Origin of the sequence: Stappia indica (assembly GCF_020177335.1) — a bacterium.
Taxonomy (GTDB): domain Bacteria; phylum Pseudomonadota; class Alphaproteobacteria; order Rhizobiales; family Stappiaceae; genus Stappia; species Stappia indica_B.
The window spans coordinates 100,781-112,635 of the sequence record NZ_JAIVMG010000008.1 but is presented as its reverse complement, the minus strand read 5'-3'; the positions used below and the strand labels follow the sequence as shown (position 1 = coordinate 112,635).

10 protein-coding genes are annotated in these 11,855 nt (G+C 66.9%); 5 read left to right on the top strand and 5 right to left on the bottom strand.

Translation table 11 applies throughout. The annotated features are described in order from the left end of the window. Positions 1 to 205 precede the first annotated feature (205 nt). Both LC062_RS12325 and LC062_RS12320 read left to right on the top strand, forming a co-directional pair. Positions 206 to 1,291, top strand: a complete 1,086-nt coding sequence (locus tag LC062_RS12325) for a polysaccharide deacetylase family protein (protein WP_224911332.1) — start codon at positions 206 to 208, stop codon at positions 1,289 to 1,291. Between the two features lies 1 nt (position 1,292). Next, positions 1,293 to 2,477 (top strand): glycosyltransferase family 4 protein, encoded by a 1,185-nt coding sequence (locus tag LC062_RS12320; protein ID WP_224911331.1) that lies wholly within the window; start codon positions 1,293 to 1,295, stop codon positions 2,475 to 2,477. On the opposite strand, the gene LC062_RS12315 is transcribed toward LC062_RS12320, so the two are convergent. Together LC062_RS12315 and LC062_RS12310 are read right to left on the bottom strand one after the other, a co-directional pair. Continuing rightward, positions 2,441 to 3,775, bottom strand: a complete 1,335-nt coding sequence (locus LC062_RS12315) for a UDP-phosphate alpha N-acetylglucosaminyltransferase (RefSeq protein ID WP_224911330.1) — start codon at positions 3,773 to 3,775, stop codon at positions 2,441 to 2,443. The genes LC062_RS12320 and LC062_RS12315 overlap by 37 nt on opposite strands. Before the next feature lie 16 nt (positions 3,776 to 3,791). Then, entirely contained in the window at positions 3,792 to 5,900 is a 2,109-nt protein-coding gene (locus tag LC062_RS12310; RefSeq protein ID WP_224911329.1) for a GumC family protein, read from the bottom strand. Positions 5,901 to 6,233: 333 nt separating this feature from the next. On the opposite strand from LC062_RS12310, the gene LC062_RS12305 reads away from it, so the two are divergent. Further along, positions 6,234 to 6,983, top strand: a complete 750-nt coding sequence (locus LC062_RS12305; RefSeq protein ID WP_224911328.1) for a WecB/TagA/CpsF family glycosyltransferase — start codon at positions 6,234 to 6,236, stop codon at positions 6,981 to 6,983. A gap of 17 nt (positions 6,984 to 7,000) precedes the next feature. Here LC062_RS12305 and LC062_RS12300 read toward each other — a convergent pair whose 3' ends face one another. Together LC062_RS12300 and LC062_RS12295 are read right to left on the bottom strand one after the other, a co-directional pair. Beyond that, complete coding sequence (locus tag LC062_RS12300; RefSeq protein WP_224911327.1) at positions 7,001 to 7,771, bottom strand: cobalt-precorrin-6A reductase; 771 nt, start codon at positions 7,769 to 7,771, stop codon at positions 7,001 to 7,003. Further along, a complete protein-coding gene (locus LC062_RS12295) occupies positions 7,768 to 8,892 on the bottom strand; it encodes a cobalt-precorrin-5B (C(1))-methyltransferase (protein WP_224911453.1) in 1,125 nt (374 codons plus the stop codon). The genes LC062_RS12300 and LC062_RS12295 overlap by 4 nt, the downstream gene beginning before the upstream one ends. Positions 8,893 to 9,050: 158 nt before the next feature. Here LC062_RS12295 and cobA point away from each other — a divergent pair, with 158 nt between their 5' ends. Together cobA and LC062_RS12285 are read left to right on the top strand one after the other, a co-directional pair. Continuing rightward, positions 9,051 to 9,923 (top strand): uroporphyrinogen-III C-methyltransferase, encoded by an 873-nt coding sequence (gene cobA / locus LC062_RS12290; RefSeq protein ID WP_224911326.1) that lies wholly within the window; start codon positions 9,051 to 9,053, stop codon positions 9,921 to 9,923. Then, positions 9,920 to 11,239 carry a cobyrinate a,c-diamide synthase gene (locus tag LC062_RS12285; RefSeq protein WP_224911325.1) on the top strand — a complete coding sequence of 440 codons (1,320 nt, stop codon included), beginning with the start codon at positions 9,920 to 9,922 and terminating at the stop codon, positions 11,237 to 11,239. Before cobA ends, LC062_RS12285 begins: the two co-directional genes overlap by 4 nt. 81 nt (positions 11,240 to 11,320) lie before the next feature. Here the strand turns inward: LC062_RS12285 and LC062_RS12280 are convergent, their stop codons facing one another. Continuing rightward, positions 11,321 to 11,848, bottom strand: coding sequence for a flavin reductase family protein (locus tag LC062_RS12280; RefSeq protein WP_404829715.1), 528 nt, complete (start codon positions 11,846 to 11,848; stop codon positions 11,321 to 11,323). Positions 11,849 to 11,855 lie beyond the last annotated feature (7 nt).

Here is an 11,855-nt window from a genome sequence, read left to right as displayed (position 1 = left end):
ATTTGAGATTAACCAGACCTTTCCGCCCCCGGTGCGGCGCACGGCGGGCTCCCACGGTGCAAGGGTTTGTTTACCATCGCAAGGATCTGGCTGCGAGATCGCGCGGCCTCAACCTGCTGTTCACGTGCACAGCCTACCGTTTCGCCAAGATGACACCCGCACCATTCGCCGTCAGCTGCATGGCGCCAGCCGGAAAGGGAGAGCAGTGGACACGGTTTCGCAAGACAGCGTCACCCCCAGCCTGAGCCTTGCAGAAAAGGTGAAGCGGCGCATCAAGACCCTCGGACTGCGCGCCTTGCGTTTCAGCGGCGCCTCGTCGCTGGTCGGTACGCTCTATGGCGGGCGCGGCGTCATTCTGATGTATCACGATTTCACGGAAGATCCGGTCGCCCAGCTCGATCAGGGCTGCCGCATCGAGGACTTCGACGCAACCCTTGGTTATCTGAGACGCAGCGGCCGGGACATCGTCACGCTGGACGAGGCCTTGCAGCGCCTTGCCGACCCGAAGGCGCGTCCCTTCGCCGTGCTCACCTTCGACGATGGCTATCGCTCGAACCGCGACCTCGCGCTTCCGGTGATGGAGCGGCACGGGGCCCCGGCGACGATCTACGTGCCGACCGACATGGTCAACCGCACGGTCAATGCCTGGTGGCTCGGTCTGCGTAACCTGTTCCTCGAACGGGACGAGGTGACCATCGAGCCGATGGGCGTGCGCTATCACTGCCCGGATATTGCCAGCAAGACGGCGGCGCTGCGCCGGGCCACCGCCTGGGTCTGGCAGGATTTCCACCGGACCGAGCACCTTGCCGACACCTTCAGCGCCCATGGCATTTCCCTTCCCGCGCTGCTCGATGACGCCGCCCTCAACGAACAGGAACTGATCGAGATCGACCGGCATCCGCTCGTCGAGATCGGCGCGCATGGCACCACCCACCGCGCCCTGTCGCTGATCGAGGCGGAGGGCGTGCATGACGACATCGCCGCCAACAAACGCTTTCTGGAGAGCACCTTGCAACGTGAGGTCGCCCATTTCGCCTATCCCTATGGCGCGCCGTCCCTGACCGGCGACCGCGAGGCGGATATCGTCCGGGAGCTCGGTTTCCGCTCCGCAGTCACCACCGAGCCGGGCTGCCTTTTCCCCCAGCATCTTGACCAGCCGTTCCTGTTGCCGCGCCAGAACGCGGAATATGCCGAGGATGGGGCGAGCTATGCGGTTTGTGGCATCCATGGCGTCTTCCGGGCCATGGCAACCCGAGGCGGCAATCCTGTCGCCCATATGGCGAAGGCCTGACATGACACCTGAGCTTTCTCCCGCATGGCCCCTCCCTGTCACGCCGACCCCGGAGCCATCGGTTTTCAAGACCGATGTACTGGTGCATGTGGTGCGCCAGTACCGACCCAGCGTCGGCGGACTGGAGGATTTCGTCAGCAGCCTGGTGGCCCGGCAACGGGGACGTTTCGCCCGCATCAAGGTCGTGACCCTCGATCGGGTCTTCCGTTCCAGTGACAAAGCCCTGCCCGCTCATGAGGTCCTCGACGGGGTCGAAGTGATCCGCCTGCCGTTCCATGGATCGACCCGCTACCCGCTCACCCCCGGCATTCTCGGTGCCATCGCCGATGCGGATCTCGTCCATGTCCACGCCATCGACTTCTTCTTCGACGCGCTGGCCCTGACCCGCGTCTGGCATCGCAAGCCGATGCTCGCCACCACCCATGGCGGCTTTTTCCATAGCGCCGACTTCTCGGCCTTGAAAAAGGTCTGGTTCCAGTCGCTGACCCGCTTTTCGGCGAACCGCTACGGCGCCATCGCCTGTTGCAGCCAGAGCGACTACGACACCTTCCAGACCATCGCGCCCAAAAAGGTGCGGCTTGTCGAAAACGGTGTCGATATCGACAAGTTCGCCGGTGCCAGCGCGCCGGCGCCGACAAAGGGGCTCGTGACCATCGGCCGCCTGTCGAAGAATAAGCGGGTCGACCGGCTGCTCGATGCCATGCAGGCGCTGACCGCTCGCGACGGGGCCTGGACGCTGGACATCATCGGCACGCCGTTCGACTGGAGCGCGGCGGATATCACGGAGATGATCGACACCCGCGGCCTGTCCGGCTCGGTTCGCCTGCATGTCGGCCCCTCGGATGAGGAAATGCGCGCCATCATCGCCCGCGCGTCGCTGTTCGCCAGTGCCTCAACCTATGAAGGCTTCGGCCTTGCCCTGATCGAGGCGATGAGCGCCGGCTTGCTGCCGGTGGTCGAGGGGAACGCCGCTTTCCGCGCCTTCGCGGCCAAGCATGAGCTTGTCTCGCTTGCCGATTTCACCGACCCGGCCGGCGCGGCGGCGCAGATCGAGGCGACCATCGACCGGCTTTGCGCCGCGCCCGCCGCCGTGCGCGCGCAAGCGATGGAGACCGCCGGCGGCTATTCCTGGGCCAGCACCGCCCAGCGCTACGAGGCGCTGTACCGGGAGGTCACCGGCCGCTGATCGCCAGCGGAAGCAGCGGGGTCTTGCGGCGCCGCCTCGGCGCGGGATGCGCCGGTGTCCGGGTCGCTGGTTGCCCGCCGGCCAAACCCCGGCCACACATCGGCGGCGCCGACACAGACCCAGAGCAGGGCGGCGGTCTTGATCGAATAAAGTGAATTCGAGACCACCATCAGCAGGCAGATATAGGTCACCACCATCGCCCGCAGACGCCATGCATCGGGTGACCGCACCCTGGCAAAGATGAACAGCGACCAGAGCGCGCCGACACCGACCATGCCGATCTGCTGCAGGGTGTAGCCATAGCCGCTGTCGCCGAGAAACACTTCATCGGCGGAAATCCCGAACAGACCGGCGGCATCCAGCTCAAGGAACAGGCGCGAGGACTGGAACCAGCGGCCGGCGAGATTATCTTCCCAGGTCAACTGGCTGGTGGAGGTGCCATAAAGCACCAGCAGCAGGATGAACATGGCCGGCACCAGCCACCAGACCACGCGCGGGACAAAGCGGTAGACCGCGATGGTGCCGACGAAGGCCAGGCAAACGAACATGCCGAACCGCGCGTCGCCAAGGATGATCACGGCGGCGGAGGCCGCAAACAGGAGCTTGCGGCGGGCCATGTCCTTGCGAAACAGGCCCCACATGAACAGGAACGCACCGTAATTGCCCATCGACACCGGTTCGAGAAACACCGACGACACCCGGTGCAGGCCAAGGAAGGGCAAAAAGTTACGCCCTTCCGGGCGCACGCCGCTGATGAACAGGCTCGATCCTTCGTTGAAGTTCTCCCCCTCCTCCACCGTACCGCGGGCGATGTAGTAGTCGAGGATGTTGATATTGGCGATGAAGGTATCCAGCAGGAAATACTCGAACAGGCCGACGGCAATGACGACGCCGGCGCTCAGCATCACCAACCGGTCGGCCACCTTGATATCGGTGATGCCGCGGCCAACGAAATAGAACACGATCGGGATCAGCGCGTCGCGGATGGCCTTCAGGTCCAGCTCCGGCCGGAGCGCGAGAATCAGCGCCATATACGCGAGATAGACCAGCAGCAGCACATAGAAACCGGCATGACGGTTCAGCGCCAGCACCGCGGCGATGCCGATCAGCGCCACCTCCACCAGCATGACATGGCTGGCGGTAACGCCGGTGATCCGGGTGTTGACGAAGGCCAGGAAGCAATTGAACGTCAGCGCGGCGATCACCACCGCGAACACCGCCCGCTGCCACAGGACGGTGATGTCATGCCGCCCGGCGGCACCGAAGCCTCCCGGCCCGGCCGGTAGCCGCGCCGCCATGGGCACGGCCACAGCGTCAGGCCGCGAGGGCAACATTGCCGATCATCCGGTCGCGCCACGGCTGCAACAGGGCCAGGGTGCGGTCAAGCTCTTCCCGGGAGGTCGAGCCGACGCCGCTCACCAGCAAGATGGCATCGGCATAGTCGAGCAGCACCGGCAGATAGGGGCTGGACAGAGCCGACCCGCCATCGATCACAAGGAACTCCTGTCCTTCGCGCGCCAGCGACTGCACGCCGTTCTCGGGGGGGCGTCCATCGAGATGTTCAACCCTGAAGGGCGGCGCGGTGCGTGGATGTCCTGCCTTACCCTGTGAAGCGCCCGCAACAGCCGCCTCGTCTCCGGTCTGCAGATCGCCGCGCCGGCGCGAGGACAGACGGGTGCGCAGCTCACGCCCACTGGCCTGAGACTGTACCGTCTCCTTGTCCGGGGCTCCGTCCCGCGCACCTGTCGCAGTTCCCGGGTCCGACCGGGCGATGAGGACATCCTCGCCCATATCATAAAGGCCGGTGGCAATCGCCCGGGTGAGCGGGGCCAGGGCCGGTTCCTCGCCGCAGGACAGCACCAGCACATTTGCCGGCCGCTCGTTCTCAAAGGCATGGCGCAGCGCATAGGCAATCCGGGTGATGGCCATCTGGCGCGCCGTCGCCTCCGCCTCGGCCCGTGCGCCCCGCTTCCAGAACCGCCCGCCACGACCGGTGATGCCGGCGGCGGACACCGCGTCAGGCGCCCGCAGGCTGGCGATCAGCGGCACACCGGTCCGGTCCACCAGTTCGCCCTCCGAACCGAGCCGACCTCCAAGCATTTCCCAACCGATGCCGGCACTGGCGGCCAGGGCAAAGCCGAACATCGCCGCGGCCGCAAGCACCATCACCTTGGAGGGGGCGAGCGGTTTCAGCGGCGCGACCGCCTGAGAGATCACCCGGGAGTTGCTGGTGTCGATATCCTGCTGTTCCTCCAGTTCCTTGGCGCGGCTGAGGAAGGAGCGGTACACCGTGCCGAGGGTCTCCGCCTCGCTGGTGAGCTGACGCAACTGGATCTGCGCCTTGCTCTGATCCACATTGGTGTTCTTCAGCCGGTTCGCTTCCTCACCGAGCGCGGCGACGGTCGCCTCCGCCCGCTGATAGTCGCTGCGGACGGAGCGGCGGGTTCGGGACAGTTCCTCGCCGATCTGGCGCCGGACGTTTTCAAGCTGCGACCGCAATTCGCGCATCTGCGGATGATTGGCGCCCAGGGTGGTGGAGGCCTGGGCCACCTGCTCGGCGGCGCGGGCATATTGCACCCTGAGCGTGCCGAGGGTGGTGGTTTGCAGATTGGCCGGCAGACCGCCGGCCTCGATGTCGGCAACGGTCAGGTTGCGGACAAGATCATAGTTGCTCTTGGCCCGCTCCAGCTCCACCCGTGCCTGGGTCAACTGGCTGCTGAACCCCTGAAGCTGCTGGTCGGCGACCAGCCCGGCCTGACCGGTGCTGATCAAGCCGTTCTGCGCACGGAAGTTCTCCACCTCCGCCTCGGCCGCCTCCACCCGCTTGCGCAGGTCCGCCGCCTGCACCCGCAAGGCCATGCTGGCCCGCAAGGAGGCATCGGCGCGGGAACGGCGCGCCTCATCGAGATAGGCTCGGGCCGCCTCATTGGCGATCGCCGCCGCCTTGAAGCGATCAGGATGGCTGGCGACGATATTGAAAACGAACGACTTCTCGACCTTGACCACCTGGAGCCGCTCGCGCAGCCCCATGATCGCCACTTCGCGCTTTTCCTCCGGCGTGAGCGTCGCCGGCACCCGCCCCAGCAGCCGGGAGACAAGCCCGCCGCCCTTGCCGACAATCGCCGGATCATTGACCAGACCGAGCTTGTCGACGACCTCGCCCAGCACCGTGTTCGACAGAATGACATAGGCCTGGCTGTCGACCGCCAGCCGCTCCAGCATCTCACCGTTTTCCCGGGCGACGATGTCGTTGCCGACGATCTGCAACCCTTGCGGATCGATCAGCAATTCGGCGGTTGCCCGGTATTTCGGCGTCTGCATGATCAGAAAGACCAAGGCCAGCGCCACGAACAGCACCGGCAACGCGATCAGCCAGCCGATCCGTTTTTTCAAGATGCCTGGAACCTGATAGATATCGACCATCAAAGCGAACCGCTTGCTTCCTTCGGGATCAGATCGGACCCTGTGCTGCCGCGCCAGTAAAGACCAATCGGTGGCGGCCTGACCCGATTACCAACCGACCCTTGCAAACCATGGTTAATATTTGACAAAAAGAAAGCCACCCGGCGCGCGTGTCGCGAACGCCCGGCGGTTCATTCACACTTGCGGATACGATGATGCGTTAGCGGTTTGTTCAATCTACGATCAGTCTGATCCGAGGGTTTCGCAACCATTAACCCTTGATAGCGTACCTCTCGGCCAATTGCAGCGCACAGGATGATGCCGATGGCCGATGCCACGCTAGATGACCGACCAATGACATCAGGCCATGCCCGGATCGGCCCCGTCGCCATCTCGCGGCAGACCCGGTCCGAGGCCATTGCCATGCTGCTCGACTGCATGGCCTCGCGCACCAAGATCAACGTGGCCTTTGCCAATGCGCATGGGCTGCTCCTGGCGATGGACGATCCCGCCTTCGCCGAGACACTCACCCGCTGCCATGTGCTCAACGACGGGATCGGCGCCAGGATCGGCGCGCGCGTGCTCACAGGCGAGGGCTTTGCCGAGAACCTCAACGGGACGGATTTCGTGCCCGCGCTGCTGAACGCCGCGCCGGCCGGAACCCGGGTCTATCTGCTCGGCGCCCGGCCGGATGTGGTGGCGCGGGCGGCCGATGCCTTCGCCCTCAGCCATCCGCATGTCACGATCTGCGGCTGGCGCGACGGCTATTTCCAGGACGGTGACCGGGCGGATATCGTCGCGGCGATCAATGCGGCAAAGGCCGATATCCTGCTGGTTGCCCTCGGCAATCCAAAGCAGGAGTTCCTGATGGATGCCCTGCGCGCGGAGCTCGACCCGCCGGTTGTTCTTGGGGTGGGCGCCCTGTTCGATTTCACCGCCGGCGAGGTCATACGCGCGCCGAAACTGATGCGCCAGGCGGGCCTTGAATGGGTGTTCCGCCTGCTGCACGAGCCGAAACGGCTCTACAAGCGCTACACCAGCGGCGTGATGCGTTTCCTCTGGAAGATCCTGCTGCTGCGCTTCAGCAAGCAGCAAGCGAGCTAACTCCGGGCGCCGCCGCCCTAACTACCGGCAGCCCTGAGGCGGGAAAGCCACCCCGCCACGTCTTCGGCCCGCGACACCCGGTTCCCATCGGGCTCGGGCGGTCGCGACACCATCACCACCGGCAGGCCCAGGGCCCGGGCGGCGGCGATCTTGGCATAGCCCCAGCCCCCGCCGCTGTTCTTGGCCACCACATGGGTCAGACCATGGCGCCGGCAAAGCGCTGCTTCGGCCTCTTCCCGCGCTTCGGGCCGCGCCAGCAGCACCTCGCCGGGCGGCAACGCCTGACCGGGCGATGGCGGGTCGATCATCCGCATCAGGCACCAGATATCCCGGCGCCCGGCAAAAACGCCGACCTCCTTGCGGCCAATCGCCAGAAGGGCACGGGCGCCCGCTGGCAACCGCCGCGCCGCCTCCTCCAGATCACCCGCCTCGATCCAGCGATCGCCGGCGACCGGTTGCCAGGCCGGACGCAGCAGCCGCAGCAGCGACGTACCGGTTTGCCCGCAGGCGGCATGGGCATTGGCGGTGATCCCTGCGGCGAAGGGATGGGTGGCATCGACCACCGCGTCGATCCGTTCCGCCGCCAGATAGGCGGCCAGCCTCTCGACCCCACCAAAGCCGCCGATCCGGGTCCGGCAGGGATAGGCCTTGGGCGCGGCCACCGCACCGGCAAGCGATACGGTGATATGCAATGTGGGTGTAGCAGGCAGCTCGGACGGCGCGTCAGCCAGATACTGCACAAGTTTTCGCGCGTCACCCGTGCCGCCGAGAATCAAAAGGCGGATCATGGCGCGGGAGCCTCGTGGGCCGGGCCGGAACCGGACGAGCGCCTCTCACCGATGACGCGGCCGGCGCGGTCGACCACCAGCACTTCCAGGTCCACCGGCGCCTCCCGCAGCACGGCACGGGCGCTGCGCCAAGCGCCCTCGGCGACGCGGCCGGCAATGTCGATGCCCTCCGCCTCCGCCCGGTCGAGCACCTCCTTGGCGGTGTTGGCGTGTTGCGCCAGGGCGACGAGATCGGACGAGGCGCCCGCCGCCTCCAGCAGTGCGGCAAGCGCGGCGAAATCCACCTGGCTGCGCGCCGAATGCAGGTCCATCGCCCCTTGTGCCAGCTTCAGGAACTTGGCGAAGCCCCCGGCCAGCGTCAGCCGCTCCACCGGATGGGCGCGCAGGTATTTCAGCAGCCCGCCGGCAAAATCGCCCATGTCGAGGAAGGCGATTTCCGGCAGATCATGGCGCGCCCGCACCGCATCTTCCGAACTCGATCCCGTCGCCCCGACCACATGGAGCTGACCTGCGGCCCGGGCGACATCGATGCCGCGATGGATCGAGGCGATCCAGGCGGCACAGGAAAACGGGCGGACGATGCCGGTGGTGCCGAGCACCGACAGCCCCCCGAGAATGCCAAGGCGGGGGTTCATGGTCTTTTTCGCCAGCAACTCGCCGCCGGGAATGGAAATCTCGACGATCACATCGCCGCTGCCGCCAAGCGCGGCGGCCACCTCGGCAATCGCCTCCCGTATCATCCGGCGCGGCACCGGGTTGATCGCCGGTTCACCCGGCGGGATCGGCAGTCCGGCACGGGTGACCGTGCCCACACCCTCGCCGGCACGAAACGCAACCCCCGAACCCGGCGGGCCGGGGCTGACCCGGGCGATCACCGTGGCGCCATGGGTCACGTCCGGATCGTCGCCCGCATCCTTGACGATGCCGGCCAGCGCGAATCCGTCGCCGAGGTCTTCCCGCTCCAGCGCGAAGGCCGGACGCTCCCCCTTGGGCAGAGTGATCTCGACCGGATCGGCGAACTCTCCGCTCAGAAGCGCCATGTAAGCGGATTTCGCTGCCGCCGTGGCACAGGCGCCCGTGGTCCAGCCCCGGCGCAGGGTCGAGATATCCGAAGGTTTCATGCGCCGGACTATAGGCCCGGGCCGGGCTCGCGTCACCGGCGCTGAGAGCCACACGGCGCGGATTTCGGCGGACCGTCCCGCCGCGTCGCGGTCCGGGTATTCCGTGCCGTTGCGCAAGGCTTGGCGAATGCCGCGCAAGACCGTAAAACCGAAAGACCATGACAGATCCGACATCCCTGCCGCCCGCCGGCTTCGACCCTTCCCGCTTTTCCCTGCCGGTGTTCGAGCCGGGCTGGGTGTGGCTGGCCGGCGCCGGACCGGGCGACCCCGGTCTTCTCACGCTGCATGTGCTCAACGGGCTGGCGCAGGCGGATGTGATCGTCTTCGATGCGCTGGTCGATCAGCGCATTCTGGATCAGGCGAAGCCGGGCGCGATTATCGACTATGCCGGGAAACGCGGCGGCAAACCGAGCCCCAAGCAGCGCGATATCTCGCTGAAGCTGGTGGAGTATGCCAATGCAGGCAAGCGGGTCTTGCGGCTGAAGGGCGGCGATCCCTTCGTCTTCGGTCGCGGCGGCGAGGAGGCGCTGACCCTCGTCGAGGCAGGCGTCCCGTTCCGGGTGATCCCCGGCGTCAGCGCCGGCATCGGCGGGCTTGCCTATGCCGGCATTCCGGCAACCCACCGCGACACCAACCAGGCGGTCACGTTTCTGACCGGCCACGACCAGACCGGCCTCACACCCTCGGCCATCGACTGGGACGCCATTGCCAAGGGCTCGCCGGTGATCGTCATGTACATGGCGATGAAGCATCTGCGGCAGATCGCCGACAAGCTGATGGCCGGCGGACGCCGGTCGGACGAGCCGGTTGCCATCGTCGGCAATGCCACTCTGGCCGATCAGATCGTTCTGGAAACGACCCTTGGCACCGCCGCCCGCGACTGCGAGGCCTCACCGCTGCAACCGCCGGCGATTGTCTGCGTCGGCGAGGTGGTGCGGCTGCGGGCCGGGCTCGACTGGCTCGGTGCCCTGGGAGGCCGGGTGCTCACCGCCGACCCGCTCGGCCGGCGCGGGACCTCCGACAGCGCATGAGCGCCCCCGCCCCTCGCCCGGCATCGGGGCTGGTGATCGCCGCCCCCTCCTCCGGGTCCGGCAAGACCGTGCTCACCCTTGCCCTGATCCGGGCACTGCGGCGGGCCGGCCATGCGGTTTCCAGCGCCAAGACCGGGCCGGACTATATCGACCCGGCTTTTCATGCCCTGGCAAGCGGGCGGGCCTGCATCAATCTCGACGCCTACGCCATGCGGCCCGCGCTGCTCGGCGATCTCACCGCCCGGCAGGCCGCCGAGGCCGACCTCCTCGTCATCGAAGGGGTGATGGGCCTTTTCGACGGGGCCGCCAGCGGCGGCGGCTCGACCGCCGATCTCGCCGCGCAACTGGCTCTGCCGGTCGTTCTGGTGATCGACGCAGGCCGGCAGTCCCAGTCGGTGGCGGCGCTGGCACGCGGGTTCCGTGATCACCGGCCGGACATCACCCTGGCCGGCGTGCTGCTCAACCGCTGCGGCAGCGACCGGCACCGGGCAATGCTCGAAGACGCGCTGGCGACCATCGACATGCCGGTGTTCGGCGCGGTTCCGCGCGATGCGGCGCTGGCCCTGCCGGAACGCCATCTCGGCCTGCACCAAGCAGGTGAGCACGCGGATTTCGAAGGCTTCGTCGAGCGGGCGGCGACGCTCATCGCCGAACACTGCGACCTGACGCGGATCATCGCCGCCGCACGGCCGATCCGGCCGCCGGCCACCGGCGCCGCCCCGGCAAGCCTGGCACCGCTCGGTCAGCGCATCGCGGTTGCCCGGGACCTTGCCTTTTCCTTTGCCTATCCGCACCTCCTCGAGGGCTGGCGGCGGCAGGGCGCGGAGCTTTGCTTCTTTTCCCCGCTGGCCAATGAGGGACCCGCGCCCGAGTGCGACGCTGTGTTCCTTCCCGGCGGCTATCCGGAGCTGCATGCGGGGCGGCTGGCGGCGGCGGAGATTTTTCGCGCGGGCATGCACCGCGCGGCGGCGCGCAATGCGCTGATCTACGGCGAGTGCGGCGGGTACATGGCCCTTGGCGATGACCTCACCGATGCGAAAGGAACGCGCCATCAGATGCTCGGCCTGTTGCCGCTGGAAACGAGCTTTGCCCAGCGAAAACGCCACCTCGGCTATCGCCGGCTGCACCCCTTCGCCGGTCTGCCCTGGCAAGGACCGTTGACGGGCCATGAGTTCCACTATGCGACGGTCATTCACGAGGGCGCGGCGGAGCGGCTGTTTCAGGCCCGCGACGCGAGCGGCGTTCTTCAACCCGACATGGGGCTGCGCCAGGGCCGGGTGATGGGCTCCTTCGCCCATGTCATCGACCGGGCATGACCCTTCGCCCCAGCTGAATAGACCCAAGGCTCCTGGAAAAATCGACCGGCCCGGGCGTCCCGGACCGGTCTCCACGTCTTGTCAGGCGGCGGAGATGCCGCGATAGCCGCCGCGCCAATAGGTGAGCGCGGTGCCGGCATCCTTGATCCGCACGGAGGCGACCGCGCCGATGATGATCGAATGGGACCCCCGGTCGATCATCTCCTCCAGCCGGCAATCGAGACTGACGCTGGCATCGGCGAGAAGCGAAACGCCGGTCTCGCCCTTGACCCACTCCGCCCCGTGATAGCGGTCCTCACCCTTGATCCCGCCAAAGCCGGAAAAACGCTCGGCCACCTCCTGATGATGCGCCGCCAGCGCATTCACCCCGAAATGCCGATACCTGTCGATCAACGGCCAGGTGGACGAGGTCCGGTTGACGCAGACAATCACCTTCGGCGGATCGGCCGACAGGGACACCATGGAGATGGCGACGAGACCGGACCGGTCCTCGCCAACCCCGGCGGTGATCACGCTGACATTGCCAACGATCAGCCGCATGGCCTCGCGGAACCGGGCGGTGGTGTCATCGGTCGCGCCGTCAGTGGCGGGCGGCGCGGCAACACGCATCGCCGAG